Origin of the sequence: Enterobacter sp. 168J2 (assembly GCF_034107265.1) — a bacterium.
GTDB lineage: Bacteria > Pseudomonadota > Gammaproteobacteria > Enterobacterales > Enterobacteriaceae > Enterobacter > Enterobacter nematophilus.
This window is the reverse complement of the sequence record NZ_JAWNEB010000002.1, coordinates 226,560-248,592: the sequence shown is the minus strand read 5'-3', so window position 1 is coordinate 248,592 and position 22,033 is coordinate 226,560. Positions and strand designations below refer to the sequence as shown.

Annotated in this window: 19 protein-coding genes and 1 pseudogene; 18 read left to right on the top strand and 2 right to left on the bottom strand. The window is 60.1% G+C overall.

What is annotated here, in order from left to right:
• The first annotated feature begins 2 nt into the window (after nt 1-2).
• The 6 genes from USG84_RS09285 (at nt 3) to USG84_RS09260 (ending at nt 5,837) form a co-directional block, all read left to right on the top strand.
• A complete protein-coding gene (locus tag USG84_RS09285) occupies nt 3-779 on the top strand; it encodes a molecular chaperone (protein WP_151413457.1) in 777 nt (258 codons plus the stop codon).
• Nucleotides 700-2,991 (top strand): fimbria/pilus outer membrane usher protein, encoded by a 2,292-nt coding sequence (locus tag USG84_RS09280; RefSeq protein WP_320738248.1) that lies wholly within the window; start codon nt 700-702, stop codon nt 2,989-2,991. The genes USG84_RS09285 and USG84_RS09280 overlap by 80 nt, the downstream gene beginning before the upstream one ends.
• Complete coding sequence (locus USG84_RS09275) at nt 2,982-3,938, top strand: spore coat U domain-containing protein (RefSeq protein ID WP_151413456.1); 957 nt, start codon at nt 2,982-2,984, stop codon at nt 3,936-3,938. The genes USG84_RS09280 and USG84_RS09275 overlap by 10 nt, the downstream gene beginning before the upstream one ends.
• A 126-nt stretch (nt 3,939-4,064) precedes the next feature.
• Nucleotides 4,065-4,805, top strand: a complete 741-nt coding sequence (locus USG84_RS09270) for a winged helix-turn-helix domain-containing protein (RefSeq protein WP_320727085.1) — start codon at nt 4,065-4,067, stop codon at nt 4,803-4,805.
• Between the two features lies 1 nt (nt 4,806).
• The gene (locus tag USG84_RS09265) at nt 4,807-5,280 is read left to right on the top strand and encodes a hypothetical protein (protein WP_061099332.1); all 474 of its coding nucleotides are present in this window, start codon (nt 4,807-4,809) and stop codon (nt 5,278-5,280) included.
• Nucleotides 5,281-5,309: 29 nt separating this feature from the next.
• On the top strand, nt 5,310-5,837 hold the full coding sequence (locus tag USG84_RS09260) for a GNAT family N-acetyltransferase (RefSeq protein ID WP_151413455.1): 528 nt from the start codon (nt 5,310-5,312) through the stop codon (nt 5,835-5,837).
• A gap of 25 nt (nt 5,838-5,862) precedes the next feature.
• Here the strand turns inward: USG84_RS09260 and tsr are convergent, their stop codons facing one another.
• Nucleotides 5,863-7,527 carry a methyl-accepting chemotaxis protein gene (tsr, locus tag USG84_RS09255; RefSeq protein ID WP_253540586.1) on the bottom strand — a complete coding sequence of 555 codons (1,665 nt, stop codon included), beginning with the start codon at nt 7,525-7,527 and terminating at the stop codon, nt 5,863-5,865.
• Between the two features lie 83 nt (nt 7,528-7,610).
• The gene (gene hpaR, locus USG84_RS09250; RefSeq protein WP_023334396.1) at nt 7,611-8,051 is read right to left on the bottom strand and encodes a homoprotocatechuate degradation operon regulator HpaR; all 441 of its coding nucleotides are present in this window, start codon (nt 8,049-8,051) and stop codon (nt 7,611-7,613) included.
• Between the two features lie 271 nt (nt 8,052-8,322).
• Between hpaR and hpaG the strand changes: the two genes are divergently transcribed.
• The 12 genes and pseudogenes from hpaG to USG84_RS09190 all read left to right on the top strand — a co-directional run bounded on the left by hpaG (nt 8,323) and on the right by USG84_RS09190 (nt 22,031).
• Nucleotides 8,323-9,600, top strand: a complete 1,278-nt coding sequence (hpaG, locus tag USG84_RS09245; RefSeq protein WP_253540584.1) for a 4-hydroxyphenylacetate degradation bifunctional isomerase/decarboxylase — start codon at nt 8,323-8,325, stop codon at nt 9,598-9,600.
• Nucleotides 9,597-11,063: a 5-carboxymethyl-2-hydroxymuconate semialdehyde dehydrogenase gene (gene hpaE, locus USG84_RS09240; protein WP_253540582.1), complete on the top strand. Its 1,467-nt coding sequence runs from the start codon at nt 9,597-9,599 to the stop codon at nt 11,061-11,063. Before hpaG ends, hpaE begins: the two co-directional genes overlap by 4 nt.
• 2 nt (nt 11,064-11,065) lie before the next feature.
• Nucleotides 11,066-11,917, top strand: coding sequence for a 3,4-dihydroxyphenylacetate 2,3-dioxygenase (hpaD, locus tag USG84_RS09235; protein WP_061099337.1), 852 nt, complete (start codon nt 11,066-11,068; stop codon nt 11,915-11,917).
• A gap of 9 nt (nt 11,918-11,926) precedes the next feature.
• A complete protein-coding gene (locus USG84_RS09230; protein ID WP_151413454.1) occupies nt 11,927-12,307 on the top strand; it encodes a 5-carboxymethyl-2-hydroxymuconate Delta-isomerase in 381 nt (126 codons plus the stop codon).
• Nucleotides 12,308-12,437: 130 nt separating this feature from the next.
• Nucleotides 12,438-13,241 carry a 2-oxo-hept-4-ene-1,7-dioate hydratase gene (gene hpaH, locus USG84_RS09225; protein WP_253540579.1) on the top strand — a complete coding sequence of 268 codons (804 nt, stop codon included), beginning with the start codon at nt 12,438-12,440 and terminating at the stop codon, nt 13,239-13,241.
• 10 nt (nt 13,242-13,251) lie between these two features.
• A complete protein-coding gene (gene hpaI / locus USG84_RS09220; RefSeq protein ID WP_253540577.1) occupies nt 13,252-14,049 on the top strand; it encodes a 4-hydroxy-2-oxoheptanedioate aldolase in 798 nt (265 codons plus the stop codon).
• A gap of 21 nt (nt 14,050-14,070) precedes the next feature.
• Complete coding sequence (gene hpaX / locus USG84_RS09215; RefSeq protein ID WP_061099341.1) at nt 14,071-15,417, top strand: 4-hydroxyphenylacetate permease; 1,347 nt, start codon at nt 14,071-14,073, stop codon at nt 15,415-15,417.
• Nucleotides 15,389-16,321 (top strand): 4-hydroxyphenylacetate catabolism regulatory protein HpaA, encoded by a 933-nt coding sequence (gene hpaA / locus USG84_RS09210; RefSeq protein WP_151413560.1) that lies wholly within the window; start codon nt 15,389-15,391, stop codon nt 16,319-16,321. The genes hpaX and hpaA overlap by 29 nt, the downstream gene beginning before the upstream one ends.
• A 177-nt stretch (nt 16,322-16,498) precedes the next feature.
• Nucleotides 16,499-18,061: pseudogene (hpaB, locus tag USG84_RS09205) on the top strand (4-hydroxyphenylacetate 3-monooxygenase, oxygenase component).
• 17 nt (nt 18,062-18,078) lie between these two features.
• Nucleotides 18,079-18,591, top strand: coding sequence for a 4-hydroxyphenylacetate 3-monooxygenase reductase subunit (locus USG84_RS09200; protein ID WP_151413559.1), 513 nt, complete (start codon nt 18,079-18,081; stop codon nt 18,589-18,591).
• Between the two features lie 177 nt (nt 18,592-18,768).
• Nucleotides 18,769-19,686 carry a helix-turn-helix transcriptional regulator gene (locus USG84_RS09195; RefSeq protein WP_253540570.1) on the top strand — a complete coding sequence of 306 codons (918 nt, stop codon included), beginning with the start codon at nt 18,769-18,771 and terminating at the stop codon, nt 19,684-19,686.
• A 191-nt stretch (nt 19,687-19,877) separates the two neighbouring features.
• Nucleotides 19,878-22,031, top strand: coding sequence for a carbon starvation CstA family protein (locus USG84_RS09190; RefSeq protein ID WP_061099346.1), 2,154 nt, complete (start codon nt 19,878-19,880; stop codon nt 22,029-22,031).
• The last annotated feature ends 2 nt before the right edge of the window (nt 22,032-22,033 follow it).

Genomic DNA, 22,033 nt, shown 5'->3' with positions numbered 1-22,033 from the left:
TCATGCGACGCTGTCTTCCCTGCTTCATTCTGTGGCTCCTGATGCTGACGCTGCTGTCGCGCTACGCGCTGGCCGCCACGCTTCAGGTGGCCCCCGTGACGCTCGATCTCCAGAGCGGCCAAAGAGCATCCGCGGTCTACCTCACTAACAGCGGTAAAGCGGCCATCCATGCCCAGATTCGGGTTTACGAATGGACCCAGCAAAACGGCAAAGATGTGTTAACGACCACCGACGAGGTGGTCAGCAGCCCGGCGATGACCTCCCTGGCGCCGGGCCAGCAGCAGCTGGTGCGAATCATCGTTATGGAGCCCGGCATCCGTGAACAGGAGCAAAGTTACCGGCTGGTCATTGATGAGCTGCCGGATGCACCGGCCCGTGCGGCCAATCCCAACGGGGTGCACTTTCTGCTGCGCTACTCGATTCCCGTCTTTATTGCCGGAAACCAGAATACGCCCGTCAGCCGCGATGCCCTGAGCTGCGAACAGGCGGAGACCCCGGGAACGATCCGCTGCTTTAACGCCGGAAACAGCCATATTCGCCTGAGCCACCTGCAGGCCCTGACGGCCAGCGGGCAGGTTGTGGAATCGGTGAAAGGGCTGGCGGGCTACGTGCTGCCGGGACAGACCGCGCTTGTGACACTTAAGCAGGCCTCACACCACACGCTCAGCGCGCTGCGCGCCTTTCTCAATGATGACCACCATGCCAGCCAGATCCCCCTGCGCCCGCTCGCTACTCGCGCTCCTGCTTTGGCTACCGCTCATGCTGTCAGCCCGGGCTGAACCCGCCGCAGACACCGTACAATGGCTGGCCATCACGGTGAATCACGCTCCCCGAGGAGAGCTGTGGGCCTGCCGGGTAGTGGGTGAGGCGCTGTGGATTGACCGCAACGATCTCAAAAAGCTGGGGCTTCACGCCCCGGATGACCACAGCGAGTGGGTTGAACTGACGTCCCTGCCGGGCCTGAAGGTTAGTCTTAATTTACATGCCCAGCAGGTCTCCCTGACCGCCGACGCAAAGGCGCTCGACGGCCAGCAGCACCTGACTACTGAGAGGCCGACCGCGCAGTACCGCTATCCCGAGGCGCAGCCCATCAGCGCGTTTACGCTCGGGTATGCCCTCTATGCCAGCGATTCCCAGGGGAACCGCCAGCTTAACGCCCAGACCTCGCTGACCGCATCCGGGGCGCTTCCCGGCACCTTCAGCAGCAGCTTTTCAAGCCATGTCGGAGAGGAAAACAGCGCGGGTCGCCCCAGCCACACGCGTCTTGAAACCCGCTGGCAGTGGGACAACACCGACTCGCTGACCAGCCTGGCGCTGGGCGACAGCATCACCACGGGCACCCGCTGGAGCCGGCAGGTACGTTTTGGCGGCCTGCACTGGGCGCGGAATTTTGAGCTTAATCCGCAGCTCAACACCGAACCGCGCAGCCGCTACAGCGACACTGCCGTCCTGCCTTCAACCGTCGATCTTTACATCGACGGGCTGAAGCAGAGCAGCCAGCGCGTGACGCCGGGGGATTTTCTGCTGGATACCCTGCCCTCCTTCACCGGAAGCGGACAGGCGCAGGTGGTCATTACCGACATCAACGGTCAGCGTCGTACCGTACAGCTCGATCTCTACGGCGCGCCGGGGATGCTGGCGGAAGGGCTCAGCAGCGGCTCGCTGGATATCGGCTGGATGCGGCAAAACTACGCCCTGCGCTCCAATGACTATGCCCCCTCGCCCGTGCTCGACGCGGGCTGGCGCTATGGGGTGAATAACCGGCTGACGCTGACGCTGCATACGGAACAGCAGAGCAAACTGCACAATGTCGGGACAGGCGTCGACTGGCTGATCTCGCCCGACATAGGGATTGTTAGCCAGCATGTCGCTTTCAGCGACAGCCCCTACGGTCTGGGAAAACAGTGGGGCCTTGGCTGGCAATGGAACGGCGGCGGAACGGGCATCTCTGCCAGCACCGTCCGTACCGATGCCGACTTTGCCGATAACGCCCGCACGATCGGTGCCCTGCCGGTCAGACGCAGCGATAGCGTCTGGCTAAGCCGCTCCGTTCCCCATTTCGGTACCGTAGGCGCAGGCTGGGTGCAGCAAAACATTCAGGGCAGCAGGCAGCGCTATCTCAACGCCTCCTGGTCCCTCTCGCTGCCGGCCCACCTCTCCACCACGCTGAGCTATACCCGTTCGTTTACGGATTCGTCGAGTAACGTTCAGCTTATGCTCTCGGTCCCGTTAGGTCGTGCGGATACCCTCTCCGTTCAGACCAGCCGCGAGACGTCGCGCATGGATTATCGCCACCAGCCGGACGATCGGCTCGGCGGCTGGTCATGGCAGCTGGGGCAAAGCGTTGGTGGGCGCCGGGACACCTATGCGGACGTGGGCTATCTGGGCCATGCAGGCGAGTGGCACGTCGGGCTGGAGCAAGGCGCTAAGCTGGGCAACCAGTACGCCTCCGCCGAAGGCAGCCTGACGCTGCTGGACGGCAGCCTTCACGCCCTGCGCTACAGCCAGCAGGGGCTGGCGCTGGTCTCCACCCACGGCGTTGGACACGTGCCGGTGATGCTGGAAAACCGCCCGGCAGGCGAAACCGATGAAAACGGTTATCTGCTGCTGACCGACCTGCCGCAATACCACAGCAGCAAAGTCAGCATCAATCCGCTGGATCTTCCGGCCGACGTGATGGCCCCCGTCACCGACATGAATGCCAGACCGGGCAACGGCAGCGCGGTAAAGGTCGATTTTAACGTCCATCACGCCGTGACGGTTCAGGCCCGGCTGGTCGACAGCCGCCACAAGCCGCTCCCGCTGGGCAGCATCGTTTCAACGCCACGCGGCGCGACCATCGTCGGACGCGACGGTTTTGTCTGGCTTGAAGATCCGCCCCTGCCGGGTGAGCTGGTGGTAAAAACCGGCGAGGGGGAGTGCCGGGTCACGCTTCCGGCCCCGCGCACCGCGTCATCAATTCAGAATATCGGAGAACAACTGTGTCATTAAGAGCACCGTTATTGCTGCTGCTCGTGCTGTCCATGAAGGCGATGGCGGCAGCATGCTGGATAACCTCACCCGCCGTTATCAATTTTGGCAGCGTCGTGGCGGGCAATGCCGCCTCGACCAACACCGAGGTAAAATTTAGCTGTCAGGCCGACAATAACGGCACGATGGAATATCTCAACGTCTGCCTGAGCAGCATTGATACGCCGCCCTTTCAGATGCTCTCGAACGGGGACCAGGAGGGAAAACAGTACACCCTGCTCTTTCGCCTGCTTAACGGCGTCGCGCGTTCTCAGGAGCTGGGCCCCGCCAGCAGAGGGGACCTCATTCAGCAGACCCTGACTGCGCAAAGCAATGCCAGCGTCAGCGGTAGCTTTCCGCTTATCGCCATCCTCCCGGCCGGGCAAAACCAGCTGCCGGCGTACCACTACTACAACTACAACATGAATCTGCGCATTGCCTGGCACAGCGCCACCCGTCAGGAGGCGCTGCAAAACTGCTCGGACGGATCCGCGGAGGGCGAACAGGTGCAGGGTGGCACCAACGCGCAGGCCGAGATCGGCCAGGGTTGCTTCATAGAACGCGTCACCCCGCTTAACTTTGGCACGCTGAACAGCACCGCCACGCTGCGCCCGACGCGTTCCACGGCAACGCTCACCACGCGCTGTCCGGCCGGCACGGCGTTTACCCTTGCCATGGGCAACGGCAACCATGCCAGCGGCACTCAGCGGCAGCTTTGCAACGATGAAGGCCAGTGCCTGCGCTACGGGCTCTGGCAGGATGCCGCTGCCACGCAACGCTGGGGCGACTGGCGCAGCGGCGATGCGCTGCACGTCACCAACCCCACAGGCGGCACTCAGAGCTTCACCGTTTACGGAGAAGTCCCGGCGCAGCCGCTGAGTGGTACCGGCGAATTTATTGACGACGTGATAATTACGCTGACTTATTAAACCACTCAAAATCCCGTCTGGATCAATGTTATCGGTAACAATGGCGTTAAAATAGCCAGCAGCTCTGCTTAGAAGATGTAAACACCTTCTCTTTTTTCATTATCTCTGTCTGTTTTACAACAACTTATGAAATACCTGCTTGCTGACGCCATCGTCTACAACGACGAGGACGGTTCTGTTTCTCTTATCAATGCGCCGGATGAGGATGCGCAGATCCTCACCTGTACGGCCAATACCCTCTTAAAGCTGCTGGTCCAGCATCATGGGAACGTGGTTGAACGGGACACCTTTCTCCATGAGGTCTGGGATCGGCGTGGGCTCCAGGGTTCGAACAATTCGTTAAACCAGTACATCAGTATTTTGCGCAAAATGCTGGCAAGCCTGCTTCCCGACGCGCTGTTTATCGTCACCGTCCCTAAGACGGGCTTTATGCTCAGCGCCGACGTCACGGTAACTTCTCTGGAGGAATCGCCCCCGGCCGCCAAAACGGCGAAACCGGCATGGCGCGTTCGACCGGAACTGCTGTTCTGCGGCGCGCTTACCCTGGCGATAGTGACGCTGTGCCTCTGGATAACGGCGATCAAGCCGGAAAACCCGCAGCGGGAAATCCATCTGCTGACCCATATCGGCACCTGTCCGGTCTACACCTTTACGCCGCTGGCGGATGTGTTTCATGAAAAGGCGATTACCCTGGCGCAAACCCTTCAGCAGGACGGTCATCTCCCGTGTCTGAAAAATTCCATTTTCTATATGCACATCCAGAGAACGCTTTTCTACGGCCACGAAGGGCGGCTGGTGCTTTCCCAGTGTTCCCTCACGCAGGGCAAAGCGAGCGCCTGTCGTACGCTTTACTATTACGAGTGGTGATATGCGACAGATAAAAATTTGGCTCATTCTGATCTTTAACCTGATGCTGGCCGGCGCCGCGCTGGCGTGGTACTTCTACACGCCGCCGCTGTCGGTGGCGTGCGACGGTAACCTGACCTTCTCCGACAGGCGCGACAATCACGATTTCACCTTTGATGGGGAGATCATCATGCGGTTTCACCCCGACAAAACCGGGTACATCACGCTGAACGGCAACGTCGAGAACGCCCCGCAAAAATGGGAAGTGTCCCGGCAGGAGATGTTTAAATGGCGGCACGTGGAGGGGGAACTGTACGAGATCGTCATTCAAAAAGTGGAGCGTTTTAGCCACGACGCGATGCCGCCCGGCGTATTTGAAAAATACGTGGCCGGCCTGACGCTGGGGAAAAAAAGGCTCCTGACGATAGAGCGCACGCCGCAGGATGCGCTGGTGATTAGCAACTTTTACTCGCCGGTGCTGGTCTGTTCGGAATAATGCCGGGAGGTCAGGCTATACTTCCCGCCATGAACATTTACATCCGCCCTACCACCAGCGACGACGTTGCCGCTCTGCCCGCCATAGAACGCGCGGCGGGCGAGCGTTTTCGTGACGACCCGGATCTCGCCTGGCTTGCCGATGGCGAGGTCATTTCCGCTGAACAGCACCTCGACTATGCCGAACGGGGGCTAAGCTGGCTGGCGCTGGCGAACGACCGTCCGGTGGGGTTTATCCTCACTGAAGTGCACCCTTCGTCGCTGTTTATTGTGGAGCTCTCGGTCGATCTGGCCTGGCAGGGAAAAGGGATTGGTCGGCAGCTCATCGCCCGTGCGGCTGACCATGCCCGTAAATTGGGGCTGACATCGCTGACGCTGACGACGTTCCGCAACGTGCCGTGGAATGCGCCCTTCTATGCGCGGATGGGGTTTGAAATGATGACGACGCTGACGCCTGAATTGCGTCAAAAACGCGAAGAAGAGACGGCGCACGGTTTAGCGTATGAATCGCGCTGTGCCATGCGCCTGCCTCTTAACCGTAGGCCGGGTAAGGCGTAGCCGCCACCCGGCTCAACGCGCTGGATCAGAACGTTTCCCAGTTATCGCCCGCGTCCGCCGTCGCGACTTTACGCGACATCGTCGGCGCGGCAACGCTTTTCGCGGCAGCGAACTCGCGCGCCTTCATCTGCTCCTGCTGAATGCGGAACACCGCCACGGCCTGCGTCAGGCGGCTCGCCTGCTCTTCCAGCGCCGCCGCCGCCGCGGCTGACTCTTCCACCAGCGAGGCGTTCTGCTGGGTCACGCGGTCCATCTCTGCCACCGCCAGACCCACCTGGTCAATACCGCGGCTCTGCTCGTCGGACGCAGAAGCAATCTCGCCCATGATATCGGTCACGCGGGTCACCGCATTCACGATCTCACCCATGGTTTCACCGGCGCTTTCCACCAGCGTAGAGCCCACTTCCACGCGTCCCACGGAGTCTTCAATCAGGCTCTTGATCTCACGTGCTGCCTGGGCGCTGCGCTGGGCCAGGTTACGCACTTCCCCTGCTACCACCGCAAAACCGCGGCCCTGCTCGCCCGCACGCGCCGCTTCTACCGCCGCGTTCAGCGCCAGGATGTTGGTCTGGAAGGCAATGCCGTCGATCACGCTGATAATATCGGCAATTTTCTGCGAACTGCCCGCGATGTCACGCATGGTCTGCACCACGTTGTCCACCACTTTGCCGCCCTTCTGCGCGGTTTCAGACGCGCTCAGCGCCAGGTGGCTCGCCTGACGGGCGTTTTCGGCGTTCTGCTTAACGGTTGCCGTCAGCTGCTCCATGCTGGCGGCGGTCTCTTCCAGGGAAGCGGCCTGCTGTTCAGTACGGGAAGAGAGGTCGTTATTGCCCATCGCGATTTCGCTCGCGCCGCTGTAGATAGCGTTCGCGCCGTTACGCACGTCGCCCACGGTACGCACCAGCTCGCCCTGCATATGACGCAGCGAGTCGGCCAATTCGCCCATCTCGTTAGAACCTTCCACGTCAATGCGCTTCACCAGGTCGCCGCTGGCGATGTGGCGAATATTGTCGATGAGGCGCGTCAGCGGAGAGATCAGCGCCTGCTTGATACCCAGCCAGACGGCCACGATCACCACCAGCACCGCAACCAGCACGCTGATCAGCACCCAGATCGCCTGGCTGAAGGAGCTGTTGCTGTCTTCAACCGCCATCTGGTACAGCCTGTCGTTCTGCTGCAGGTAGCTCACGTACTGCTTCTCGAATCCATCCTGGTAACTCTGGGTCGGCTGGTCGAAGAAGGCGTTGATTTTGCCCGCCCCCAGCAGCTGAATCAGCTCAGCCAGCGCACCGTGGTAGATATCGTAGTTACGTTTGATTTCCAGCGCAGCGGCGTCGCTCTGACGCGGGTCGCGCGGCAGGGCTTCATAGTCAGCCCAGTTTTTTTCCGCCTGTTTCAGCGAGGCAGACGCAATCTGCATCAGATCGTTAACGGTCGCGCCGCTGCCGATGTTGTTCTGATCCATCATGTAGCGGATGCCCGCGCGGTTCAGGGTATTACGGGTTTGCAGCAGCGCAACCCAGCTCCCGTTAAGGGTGGATTGTTGCTGACGAATGGTTTGCAGAACGGTGAAATTCTCTTTGTCATTCTTCAGAGCATTAAAGAAAAGACCACCGGATGTGAGTTGTAACAGGCCAAATATAGCTAAAACCAGCATTAAGCTGGTGACAATCTTGATACGGTTTAACATGTTTTCTCTTTCCTCAGACAGATACAGAATTTTCGGCCTGGAAAGGGAAAACTTTACGAAAATCATCCTGGAATTTGTGGTTTTTACTCTTCTTCCCGCGCTGCGTTATGCCGGTTTCCGAGTTCAATAAACTCTTCCAGCAGCGCCGTCAGCTGCTTCATCTTCTCCGGCGTGTATTCCGCCTCAATCTGCTGATACGCCTCTTCCACCTGCGCCTGGGCGTGCTCGTACAGCGCATTCCCCTCTTTGGTCAGCGACACGTACAGCTTGCGCTGGTCGTTCACCGGCTTTAAGCGCAGCACCAGGCCGTCGCGCTCCATGCGCGTCAAAATGCCGGTCAGGCTCGGGCGCAAAATGCAGGTGCGAAACGCCAGATCGTGAAAATCCATCGACGGATGTTCAGCCAGCACGCGCACGATACGCCACTGCTGCTCGGTGAGGTTATGCCGCTTCACAATCGGACGGAAGTAGGACATCGCCGCTTCCCGCGCCTGCAATAGCGCGATGGTTAATGAATCATGCATAGCCTCTCCCCTTCACATCATTAACAAGTAAACAATTCATAAAAGATGTTTTTATAAACAACATGTTTTCTGCCAGAAAGTCTAACAGAAACCCATCAATTTTATTAACCTTCTGATCTACATAGCAATAAAAAACGATATGTAAATTTATTGTTATTCATATCACAAATTCTTCACTTCTGATTGCGAAATAAACATCAAAAGCATAAAAACAGATCATTAATATATTAATGAAATCATAACCCGGACCGTCGGGGTGAGGAGTAGGTGAATGAAAGGTACCGTTTTTGCCGTCGCGCTGAACCACCAAAGCCAGCGAGAAGCCTGGGCTGAGACGTTTGAAAAAGCCCCTTACAACACGCCGCCAAAAACGCCGGTGTGGTTTATCAAGCCGCACAACACGGTGATCCGCGCGGGCGAACCGATTCCCTTCCCTCAAGGGGAAACGGTGTTAAGCGGCGCGACGGTGGCGCTGGTCGTGGGAAAAACCGCCAGCAGGGTGCGCGTGGAGGAGGCAGCGGAATACATCGCGGGATATGCGCTGGCCAACGAAGTGAGCCTGCCGGAAGAGAGCTTCTACCGCCCGGCCATCAAGGCCAAATGCCGGGACGGCTTTTGCCCGCTTGGCGAACTCGCCGCCGTTGATAACGTCGACAACCTGACCATCATTACCGAGATCAACGGCCGCGAAGCGGACCACTGGAACACCGCCGACCTGCAGCGCAGCGCCGCCGAACTGCTGAGCGCCCTGAGCGAGTTCGCCACCCTCAATCCCGGCGATGCGATCCTGCTCGGCACCCCGCAAAGCCGGGTTGAGATCCGCCCGGGCGATAGCGTGCGGATCCTGGCGGAAGGTTTCCCGCCGCTGGAAAACCCGGTGGTGAACGAGCGCGACGTAGCCCTTTCCCACCGCACGCCTGCGCACGCCACGCTGTTCGCCCTCGGCCTGAACTATGCGGACCACGCCAGCGAGCTGGACTTCAAGCCGCCCACCGAGCCGCTGGTGTTTATCAAAGCGCCGAACACCTTCAACGGCGACAGCCAGACCTCGGTGCGCCCGAACAATATCGAATACATGCACTACGAGGCGGAGCTGGTGGTGGTCATCGGTAAAACCGCGCATAAGGTGAGCGAAGCCGAGGCGATGGAGTATGTGGCGGGCTACACGGTCTGCAATGACTACGCCATCCGCGACTATCTCGAAAACTACTACCGCCCGAACCTGCGGGTAAAAAGCCGCGACGGGCTTACGCCCATCAGCCCCAACATCGTGCCAAAAGAAGCCATCCCCGACCCGCACAACCTTCGTCTTCGCACCTTCGTCAACGGCGAGCTGCACCAAGAGGGGACCACGGCGGATCTGATCTTCAGCATCCCGTTCCTGATTGCGTACCTGAGCGATTTTATGACCCTGCAGCCGGGCGACATGATCGCCACCGGCACGCCGAAGGGGCTGTCTGACGTGGTGCCGGGGGACGAAGTGGTGGTGGAAGTGGGGGGCGTGGGCCGCCTGGTGAACCGGATTGTCAGCGAGGAGACTGCAAAATGAAAAAGATTAACCACTGGATCAACGGTAAAAACGTCGCCGGAAGCGAGTACTTCCACACAACTAACCCGGCCTCCGGCGAGGTATTAGCGGAAGTCGCCTCCGGCGGTGAAGCCGAGGTTCATCAGGCCGTTGCCGCCGCTAAAGAAGCGTTCCCGAAATGGGCCAACCTGCCGATGAAGGAGCGCGCGCGCCTGATGCGTCGCCTGGGGGATCTGATCGACCAGAACGTGCCCGAGATCGCCGCCATGGAGACCGCCGACACCGGCCTGCCGATCCACCAGACCAAAAACGTGCTCATCCCGCGCGCCTCGCACAACTTCGAGTTCTTCGCCGAGGTGTGCCAGCAGATGAACGGCAAAACCTACCCGGTCGACGACAAGATGCTCAACTACACGCTGGTGCAGCCGGTGGGCGTCTGTGCGCTGGTCTCGCCGTGGAACGTGCCGTTTATGACCGCCACCTGGAAAGTCGCGCCCTGCCTGGCGCTGGGCAACACCGCGGTGCTGAAGATGTCTGAACTCTCCCCGCTGACCGCCGACCGTCTGGGCGAGCTGGCGCTGGAGGCGGGCATTCCGGCGGGCGTGCTCAACGTGGTGCAGGGCTACGGCGCGACGGCAGGCGACGCGCTGGTGCGCCACCACGACGTGCGCGCCGTCTCCTTCACCGGCGGCACCGCCACCGGGCGTAACATCATGAAAAACGCCGGGCTGAAGAAATACTCCATGGAGCTGGGCGGCAAATCCCCGGTGCTGATTTTTGAAGATGCAGACATCGAGCGCGCGCTGGACGCCGCCCTGTTCACCATCTTCTCCATCAACGGCGAGCGCTGCACCGCGGGCTCGCGCATCTTCATCCAGCAGAGCATCTACCCGGAATTCGTCAAGCGCTTCGCCGAGCGCGCCAGCCGCCTGCGCGTGGGCGATCCGACCGATCCGAACACCCAGATTGGCGCGCTCATCAGCAAGCAGCACTGGGAGAAAGTCTCCGGCTATATCCGCCTCGGCATTGAGGAAGGCGCAACCCTGCTGGCGGGCGGCCCGGACAAACCGACCGATCTGCCTGCGCACCTGAAGGGCGGCAACTTCCTGCGCCCGACGGTGCTGGCGGACGTCGACAACCGCATGCGCGTCGCGCAGGAGGAGATCTTCGGGCCGGTGGCCTGCCTGCTGCCGTTTAAGGACGAGGCGGAAGGCCTGCGCCTGGCGAACGACGTGGAGTACGGCCTGGCGTCGTACATCTGGACCCAGGACGTCAGCAAAGTGCTGCGCCTGGCGCGCGGCATCGAAGCGGGCATGGTGTTCGTCAACACCCAGAACGTGCGCGACCTGCGCCAGCCGTTTGGCGGCGTGAAGGCCTCCGGCACCGGGCGCGAGGGCGGCGAGTACAGCTTTGAGGTGTTCGCGGAGATGAAGAACGTCTGCATCTCCATGGGCGACCATCCGATTCCAAAATGGGGGATCTGATCATGGGAAAATTAGCGTTAGCGGCAAAAATCACCCACGTCCCGTCGATGTACCTCTCCGAGCTGCCGGGCAAAAACCACGGCTGCCGGCAGTCGGCCATCGACGGGCATAAAGAAATCAGCAAGCGCTGCCGGGAGCTGGGCGTGGATACCATTATCGTGTTCGACACCCACTGGCTGGTGAACAGCGCGTACCACATTAACTGTGCGGATCATTTTTCAGGCGTCTACACCAGCAACGAGCTGCCGCACTTTATCCGCGACATGACCTACGACTACGACGGCAACCCCGAACTCGGCCAGCTGATTGCCGACGAGGCGGTGAAGCTCGGCGTGCGCGCCAAAGCGCACAACATTCCGAGCCTCAAACTGGAGTACGGCACGCTGGTACCTATGCGCTACATGAACGCGGATAAACACTTCAAAGTGGTCTCCATCTCGGCGTTCTGCACGGTTCACGACTTCGCCGACAGCCGCAGGCTGGGCGAGGCCATCGTCAGCGCTATCGAAAAATACGACGGCACCGTGGCGGTGCTCGCCAGCGGCTCGCTGTCGCACCGCTTCATCGACGACCAGCGCGCGGAAGAGGGAATGAACAGCTACACCCGCGAGTTCGACCGCCAGATGGACGAACGGGTGGTGAAGCTGTGGCGCGAGGGCCAGTTCAAAGAGTTTTGCAGCATGCTGCCGGAGTACGCCGACTACTGCTATGGCGAGGGCAACATGCACGACACGGTGATGCTGCTGGGGATGCTCGGCTGGGACAAATACGACGGCAAGGTGGAGTTTCTCACCGATCTGTTCGCCAGCTCCGGCACCGGCCAGGTTAACGCCGTTTTCCCGCTGCCCGCATAAGGGGCCACCATGCCGCACTTTATTGCTGAATGCACCGACAACATCCGCGAGCAGGCCGACCTGCCGGGGCTGTTCGCCAAAGTTAACGACGCGCTGGCCGCCACGGGCATTTTCCCCATCGGCGGCATCCGCAGCCGCGCCCACTGGCTGGACACCTGGCAGATGGCCGACGGCAGGCACGATTACGCCTTTGTGCATATGACGCTGAAGATCGGTGCCGGGCGCAGCCTGGAGAGCCGGGAAGCCGTGGGTGAGATGCTGTTTGCGCTGATCAAAGCGCATTTTGCAGAGCTGATGGCGAGCCGCTATCTGGCGCTGTCATTCGAGCTCGACGAGCTGCACCCGACGCTCAACTACAAACAAAACAACGTACACGCGTTGTTTAAATAACGCGCACGGTCTATCCCCTCTCCCTTTGGGAGAGGGTTAGGGTGAGGGGAAATCTCTGCGGCCTGATGCCCTCACCCCAGCCCTCTCCCGCGGGGAGAGGGAGAAAACAAACGTACAACAGGATATCGCCATGCTCGACAAACACACCCATACCCTGATCGCCCATCGCCTGCATCAGGCGGAACAATCCCGGGAGCAGATCCGCGCGATCTCGCTGGAGTACCCGGAGATCACCATTGAAGACGCCTACGCCGTCCAGCGCGAATGGGTGAGCCTGAAAATCGCCGAAGGCCGCGTGCTGAAAGGCCACAAGATTGGCCTCACCTCGAAGGCGATGCAGGCCAGCTCGCAGATCAGCGAGCCGGACTACGGCGCGCTGCTGGACGACATGTTCTTCCACGACGGCAGCGACATCCCCGTCGATCGCTTTATCGTCCCGCGTATCGAAGTGGAGCTGGCCTTCGTGCTGGCAAAACCGCTGCGCGGCCCGAACTGCACGATCTTCGACGTCTACAACGCCACGGACTACGTCATCCCCGCGCTGGAGCTGATCGACGCCCGCTGCCACAACGTCGACCCGGAAACCCAGCGTCCGCGCAAGGTGTTCGACACCATCTCCGATAACGCCGCCAACGCCGGAGTGATCCTCGGCGGCCGTCCGATTAAGCCCGACGAGCTGGACCTGCGCTGGATCTCCGCCCTGCTCTACCGCAACGGCGTGATTGAAGAGACCGGCGTTGCGGCAGGCGTGCTTAACCACCCGGCGAACGGCGTGGCGTGGCTGGCGAACAAGCTGGTGCCGTACGACGTGCAGCTTGAACCGGGGCAGATCATCCTCGGCGGCTCATTTACCCGCCCGGTGCCCGCCAGCAGAGGCGACACCTTCCACGTCGACTACGGCAGTATGGGCTCCATCAGCTGCCGCTTTGTGTAAGGAGACAACCATGCAAAACGCATTCAAAGCGGCGCTGAAGGCGGGCCGTCCGCAAATCGGGCTATGGCTGGGGCTGACCAGCAGCTACAGCGCCGAACTGCTGGCCGGAGCAGGCTTCGACTGGCTGCTGATCGACGGCGAGCATGCGCCGAACAGCGTGCAGACCGTGTTAACTCAATTACAGGCTATCGCCCCCTATCCCAGCCAGCCGGTGGTGCGCCCGTCGTGGAACGATCCGGTGCAAATCAAACAGCTCCTGGACGTGGGCGCGCAAACCCTGCTGGTGCCGATGGTGCAAAACGCCGACGAAGCGCGGCTGGCGGTGAGCGCCACGCGCTATCCGCCTGCGGGCATTCGCGGCGTCGGCAGCGCCCTGGCAAGAGCGTCGCGCTGGAACCGCATTCCGGACTACCTGCATCAGGCTAACGACGCCATGTGCGTGCTGGTGCAAATCGAAACCCGCGAGGCATTGAAAAACCTGCCGCAGATCCTGGACGTGGAGGGCGTCGACGGCGTGTTTATCGGCCCGGCGGATCTTAGCGCCGACATGGGATTTGCGGGCAACCCGCAGCACCCGGAGGTGCAGGCCGCCATTGAGCAGGCGATCGCGCAGATCCGTGCGGCGGGCAAAGCCCCCGGCATCCTGATGGCGAATGAACAGCTGGCAAAACGCTATCTTGAGCTCGGCGCGCTGTTTGTCGCCGTCGGCGTCGACACTACCCTGCTCGCCCGCGGCGCCGAAGCGCTGGCGGCGCGTTTTATCGAACAACCGGTTACGTCAGTGAATAACAATAAATCCGTCTACTAAACGTAAGATCTGGAGCGCAGCATGACGACCTCTACCCTGCAAGATAAGAAAGCTATAGAACATCGCGCGATCAACAAGCTGTTTCGTCGTTTGATCGTATTCCTCTTTATCCTGTTTGTTTTCTCATTTCTCGATCGCATCAACATCGGCTTTGCCGGGCTGACGATGGGCAAAGATCTGGGCCTCACGTCGACCATGTTTGGCCTCGCCGCGACGCTGTTTTACGTCACCTACGTGCTGTGCGGGATCCCGAGCAACATCATGCTGGCGAAGATCGGCGCGCGCCGCTGGATCGCCGGGATCATGGTGGTGTGGGGCATCGCCTCCACCTGCACCATGTTCGCCACCAGCCCGGAAACGCTTTACGTGTTGCGTATGCTGGTGGGCATCGCCGAAGCCGGCTTCCTGCCTGGGATCCTGGTCTACCTCACCTGGTGGTTCCCCGCGTATCACCGCGCCCGCGCCAACGCGCTGTTTATGATCGCCATGCCGGTGACCATGATGCTCGGCTCGATCCTCTCCGGGTATATCCTGGCGATGGACGGCCTGTGGAACCTGAAGGGCTGGCAGTGGCTGTTCCTGCTGGAAGGGCTGCCGTCGGTAGTGCTCGGCGTGGTGACCTGGTTCTACCTCAACGACACGCCGGATCAGGCTACCTGGCTGGACGACGATGAAAAGCAGGCGCTGAAAACGATGATCGCCCGCGAGCAGGAGATCGCCATTGCCCAGGCCGTCACGCCGCGGTCGACGCTGCGCGAGGTGCTGACCCCTGCGGTGCTGCTCTACACGCTGGCCTACTTCTGCCTGACCAACACGCTCAGCGCCATCAACATCTGGACGCCGCAGATCCTGCAAAGCTTCAACACGGGCAGCAGCAATATCGTCATCGGCCTGCTGGCGGCGATCCCGCAGTTTTGCACCATCCTCGGGATGATCTGGTGGAGCCGGCGCTCCGACAGGCTGAAAGAGCGAAAAAAGCACACCATCCTGCCGTACCTGTTCGCGGCGGCGGGATGGATGCTGGCCTCCGCGACGGATCACAGCCTGATCCAGCTCCTTGGCATCATCATGGCCTCAACCGGATCGTTTACCGCCATGGCGATATTCTGGACCACGCCGGACCAGGTTATTAGCCTCCAGTCCCGCGCGGTGGCGCTGGCGGTGATCAACGCCATCGGTAACGTCGGATCCGCCGTCAGCCCGCTGCTTATTGGGATCCTGCGCGACGCGACCGGCAGCTTCAGCTCCGGGCTGTGGTTTGTGGCCGGGCTATTGGTGGTCGGCGCGCTGGTGCTGACGCGCATTCCGATGACGCAGCGGGATCGGCAGAGGAGCGGCCATGTGCCAGAGCCCCATCGCCAACATTGATATCAGCAAGGAGTACGACGAAAGTCTGGGCACCGACGACGTGCACTACCAGTCGTTCGCGCGCATGGCGGCCTTTTTTGGCCGCGACATGCAGGCGCATCGTCACGACCAGTATTTTCAGATGCACTTTCTCGATACCGGGCAGATTGAGCTCCAGCTCGACGATCACCGCTACTCGGTGCAGGCCCCGCTGTTCGTCCTCACGCCGCCGTCGGTGCCGCACGCGTTTATTACCGAATCCGACAGCGACGGCCACGTGCTGACGGTGCGCGAGGATCTGATCTGGCCGCTGCTGGAGGTGCTCTACCCCGGCACGCGGGAAGCGTTTGGCCTGCCGGGGATCTGCCTCTCGCTGGCCGACCGGCCGGACGAACTGGCGGCGCTGAAGCACTACTGGCAGCTGATCGCCCGGGAATCCACGGAGCAGCTGCCGGGGCGCGAGCACACGCTGGTTCTGCTGGCGCAGGCGGTGTTTACCCTGCTGCTGCGCAACGCGAAGCTCGACGACCACGCTGCCAGCGGTATGCGCGGCGAGCTGAAGCTGTTCCAGCGGTTTACCCAGCTGATTGACGAGCATTACCACCAGCACTGGACGGTGCCGGAATACGCCAGCGAGCTGCACCTGACCGAATCCCGCCTGACGGACATCTGCCGCCGCTTCGCCAACCGCCCGCCGAAGCGGATTATCTTCGACCGCCAGCTGCGAGAGGCCAGACGGCTGCTGCTCTTCTCCGACAGTACGGTCAGCGAGATCGCGTGGCAGCTGGGGTTTAAGGATCCGGCCTACTTTGCCCGGTTTTTCAATCGCCTGACGGGCTGCTCGCCCAGCGCGTATCGGGCGCAGAAAGTACCGGTGTCGCCTGTTCCCCTCACCCCTGCCCTCTCCCAAAGGGAGAGGGAGTAACCGTCCCCTCTCCCTTTGGGAGAGGGTTAGGGTGAGGGAAATCACACTCTGCGATCTCTCGCGAAAAGTACCCGCCGTTGTCCTAATCGTCCCTTCACGTTACGCCCCTCTCAGGCTTCAATTAAACAACAAAAACAAAACATAAATTTAACAACCATCTTCCGATACGAGGTCCCTATGAAGCCTGAAGAGTTCCGCGCTGATGCCAAACGTCCGTTAACCGGCGAAGAGTATTTAAAAAGCCTGCAGGACGGTCGCGAGATTTATATCTACGGCGAGCGCGTTAAAGACGTCACCACCCATCCGGCGTTTCGCAACGCGGCGGCCTCCATCGCGCAGATGTACGACGCCCTGCACAAGCCGGAGATGCAGGACACGCTGTGCTGGAGCACCGACACCGGCAGCGGCGGCTACACCCATAAGTTCTTCCGCGTGGCGAAAAGCGCCGACGATCTGCGCCAGCAGCGCGACGCCATCGCCGAGTGGTCGCGTCTGAGCTACGGCTGGATGGGCCGCACGCCGGACTACAAGGCCGCGTTCGGCTGCGCGCTCGGCGCTAACCCGGCCTTCTACGGCCAGTTCGAGCAGAACGCCCGCAGCTGGTACACCCGCATCCAGTAAACCGGCCTGTACTTCAACCACGCCATCGTGAACCCGCCGATCGACCGCCACAAGCCAGCGGACGAGGTGAAGGACGTCTACATCAAGCTGGAGAAAGAGACCGACGCCGGGATTATCGTCAGCGGTGCGAAAGTCGTCGCAACCAACTCGGCGCTGACCCACTACAACATGATCGGCTTCGGCTCCGCGCAGGTGATGGGCGAAAACCCGGACTTCGCGCTGATGTTCGTCGCGCCGATGGATGCCGAAGGCGTGAAGCTCATCTCCCGCGCCTCCTACGAGATGGTAGCTGGCGCTACCGGCTCCCCGTATGACTATCCGCTCTCCAGCCGCTTCGACGAGAACGACGCCATTCTGGTGATGGATCACGTGCTGATCCCGTGGGAAAACGTGCTGATCTACCGCGATTTCGACCGCTGCCGCCGCTGGACGATGGAAGGCGGCTTCGCCCGCATGTACCCGCTTCAGGCCTGCGTGCGCCTGGCGGTGAAGCTCGACTTCATCACCGCCCTGCTGAAAAAATCCCTGGAGTGCACCGGTACCCTGGAGTTCCGCGGCGTGCAGGCGGATCTCGGCGAAGTGGTGGCCTGGCGCAACATGTTCTGGGCGCTGAGCGACTCCATGTGCTCCGAAGCCACCCCGTGGGTCAACGGCGCGTATCTGCCGGACCACGCGGCGCTGCAGACCTACCGCGTCATGGCCCCGATGGCCTACGCGAAGATCAAGAACATCATCGAGCGTAACGTGACGTCCGGTCTGATTTACCTTCCGTCCAGCGCGCGGGATCTGAACAACCCGCAGATTGACCAGTATCTGGCGAAATACGTGCGCGGCTCCAACGGTATGGATCACGTCGAACGCATCAAGATTTTAAAACTGATGTGGGACGCCATCGGCAGCGAGTTTGGCGGCCGCCACGAGCTGTACGAAATCAACTACTCCGGCAGCCAGGACGAGATCCGCCTGCAGTGTCTGCGTCAGGCGCAAAGCTCCGGCAACATGGACAAGATGATGGCAATGGTCGACCGCTGCATGTCCGAGTACGACCAGCACGGCTGGACGGTGCCGCACCTGCACAACAACAGCGATATCAACATGCTCGACAAGCTGCTGAAATAGCGCAGCGGGAGGTTGCAATGCATTCAGATGAACAACGCCTGCGTTTTCGCGACGCAATGAGCAGCCTGTCGGCAGCGGTCAATGTGGTCACCACCGAGGGCGACGCCGGACGCTGCGGCATTACCGCCACCGCCGTCTGCTCGGTGACGGATACCCCGCCGTCGGTAATGGTCTGCATCAACGCCAACAGCGCCATGAACCCGGTCTTTCAGGGCAACGGCAGGCTGTGCGTCAACGTGCTGAACCACGAGCAGGAGATCATGGCCCGCCACTTCGCCGGGATGACGGGGATGGCAATGGAGGAGCGCTTTGCCCTCTCCTGCTGGCAGAATGGCCCGCTGGGGCTGCCGGTGCTGAAAGGCGCGCTGGCGAGCCTGGAAGGCGAGATTAGCCAGGTGCAAACCATCGGCACCCATCTGGTTTATCTTGTCGAAGTGAAAAACATCATCCTGAGTGATGCGGGACACGGCCTGATTTACTTTAAGCGCCGTTTCCACCCGGTCATGATGGAGGTGGAAGCCGTCGTGTGATCCCCCTCGCGCTGGTCTTTTTTCGGGCCAGCGCCGCTTTCTACAAAAATTCCTAAGGTTTCCGCTAAATCACGCCGTTATACATCCATAAGAGAAATTTTCTGTGCCTGAATACTGACATCTCCGGTCAGTGCTTTTTGCATTGTTCAGCGCATACCCAATATACAGGAAGACCTTATGGCTAAAACGACGCGGAGCCGCTCGGCTGAACGTCTGGTCGATATTCTCCTTGAGCTACATTTACACGGCGTGGTAAACCGCAGTGCGCTAATGGAGAAATTTAAAATTACCGAGCGTACCGTCTACCGGGATTTAAATGCGCTCTCGCCCATTGTTGAACATACCGGTAACGGGCTATATCGACTGATCCACTCCGCCCAATCTCCCGGCGGGCAGGGATTACATCACGCTCTGGCTAACTTCCTGAATGCCGATAATTTTTTCCCTGAAAGAAATACGGACTTCTGGCAAAAGCTGGAGGCGCGCGTCGACGAAAAACATATTCTTATCCTTAGTAATGACGCAGAACATACGGTGCAGCGTGATATCCGCCGCCATTTAGCGAAAATCGAGAAATCGATTAATAACCATAATGTCTGTCAGATCGTTTATAAGGGTAAAACCCGTCTGATCAATCCCTATAAACTCATTAACAAAAAAAATATATGGTATTTACAAGCTACCGAAAATAGCCGGTTGAAATCCTTTTCATTAAGCCAGATTAGCTGGTTTGATATTCAAAAAACCTTTTTCACCCCTGATGAAAATGTTCGGGAACTGCTGGAAAAAAGCCTCGACCCGTGGGTGTCAGAGAATACTTTCACCGTGAAAATATTCATTAAGGATAATATTTCACATTACTTCCTGCGCCGCGATCTCCTGCCGGAACAGGAGCTGCTGGAGGAACAACGCGGCGGCGTCACGCTGCGCTGCCAGGCGGCACACGAAAACCAGATCCTGCCGCTGCTGTTCTACTGGCTGCCGAACATTCAGATCCTGGAGCCGAGCTGGCTGAAGGAGAAGCTCATCAAGACGCTGGAAAGCTACCTGTCGATGGAGCGCAGCCCGGAAAATCACGTGATCTCAATCACATAATTCCCCCCGCCAGCGGCGAGCCTGAACCACTCGCCGCGTTCTTTGACCGCTCACCCGTCACTTTCAACCACTCACGCATTTACCGACCTTTACGCGCGCGCGGATCTGGCACGATCGCTCCAGCATTAATCAATACCTCCTCACAACGAACCCTGACCCTTTTTTCTTTACATAAAAAACCAGGTCTTACTATGGATACTAAAAAACTACTTAAGCACGTGCCCTGGGCCTTACTCGGGATCCTCGGTGCTTTCTGTCTGGCGGTTGTCGCATTGCGCCGGGGCGAACACGTAAGCGCCCTGTGGATCGTGGTCGCGTCGGTCTCCGTCTATCTTGTGGCTTATCGCTACTACAGCTTGTACATCGCGCAGAAGGTCATGAAGCTCGACCCGACGCGCGCCACCCCGGCGGTCATTAACAACGACGGCCTGAACTACGTGCCAACCAACCGCTACGTGCTGTTTGGTCACCACTTTGCCGCCATTGCAGGCGCGGGCCCGCTGGTCGGCCCGGTGCTGGCCGCGCAGATGGGCTACCTGCCGGGTACGCTCTGGCTGCTGGCGGGCGTGGTGCTGGCGGGGGCGGTGCAGGACTTTATGGTGCTGTTTATCTCCTCGCGCCGTAACGGCTCGTCGCTGGGCGAGATGATCAAAGAAGAGATGGGCCGCGTGCCGGGCACTATCGCCCTGTTTGGCTGCTTCCTGATTATGATCATCATCCTGGCGGTGCTGGCGCTGATCGTGGTGAAAGCGCTGGCCGAAAGTCCGTGGGGCGTCTTCACCGTCTGCTCTACCGTACCGATTGCGCTGTTCATGGGCATCTACATGCGCTTCCTGCGCCCTGGCCGCGTGGGTGAAGTGTCGGTCATTGGTATCGTGCTGCTGGTCGCCTCCATCTACTTCGGCGGCGTGATTGCGCACGACCCGTACTGGGGCCCGGCGCTGACCTTCAAAGACACCACCATCACCTTCGCGCTGATCGGTTACGCGTTCGTTTCCGCCCTGCTGCCGGTGTGGCTGATTCTGGCTCCGCGCGACTACCTGGCGACCTTCCTGAAAATCGGCGTCATCGTCGGGCTGGCGATCGGGATTGTGATCATCAACCCTGAGCTGAAAATGCCGGCGGTGACCCAGTACATTGACGGCACCGGTCCGCTGTGGAAAGGCGCCCTGTTCCCGTTCCTGTTTATCACCATCGCCTGCGGTGCCGTGTCCGGCTTCCACGCGCTGATCTCCTCCGGCACCACGCCGAAGCTGATGGCTAACGAAACCGACGCGCGCTTTATCGGTTACGGCGCAATGCTGATGGAGTCCTTCGTGGCGATCATGGCGCTGGTTGCGGCCTCGATTATCGAGCCAGGCCTCTACTTCGCGATGAACACGCCGCCGGCGGGTCTGGGCATCACCATGCCAAACCTGCATGAGATGGGCGGGGAAAATACCGCGCTGATCATGGCGCAGCTGAAAGAGGCCAGCGCACACGCGGCGGCGACCGTTAGCTCCTGGGGCTTCGTGATCTCGCCTGAGCAGATCATGCAGACCGCGAAAGACATTGGCGAACCGTCCGTGCTGAACCGCGCAGGTGGCGCACCGACGCTGGCCGTGGGTATTGCACACGTGTTCCACAAAGTGCTGCCGTGGGCGGACATGGGCTTCTGGTACCACTTCGGTATTCTGTTTGAAGCGCTGTTCATCCTCACCGCGCTGGATGCCGGTACCCGTGCGGGCCGCTTCATGCTGCAGGATCTGCTGGGCAACTTCGTGCCGTTCCTGAAGAAAACCGACTCTCTGGTAGCGGGCGTTCTGGGTACTGCCGGCTGCGTAGGCCTGTGGGGCTACCTGCTGTATCAGGGCGTTGTCGACCCGCTCGGCGGCGTGAAGAGCCTTTGGCCGCTGTTCGGTATCTCTAACCAGATGCTGGCAGCCGTCGCCCTGGTGCTGGGTACCGTTGTCCTCGTCAAGATGAAACGCACCAAATACATCTGGGTAACCGTGGTGCCTGCACTGTGGCTGCTGCTCTGCACCACCTGGGCGCTGGGCCTGAAGCTGTTCAGCACCAACCCGCAGCTGGAAGGCTTCTTCTTCATGGCTAACCAGTACAAAGAGAAGATTGCCGCAGGCGGCGCGGATCTGACCGCCCAGCAGATTGCCAATATGAACCATATCGTGGTGAACAACTACACCAACGCGGGTCTGAGCATTCTGTTCCTGGTGGTGGTGTACAGCATTATCTTCTACGGCATCAAAACCTGGATGAAAGTGCGCAACACCGAAGGCCGTACGGATAAAGAAACCCCGTACGTGCCGGTACCGGAAGGCGGCGTGAAGACTTCTTCGCACCATTAATC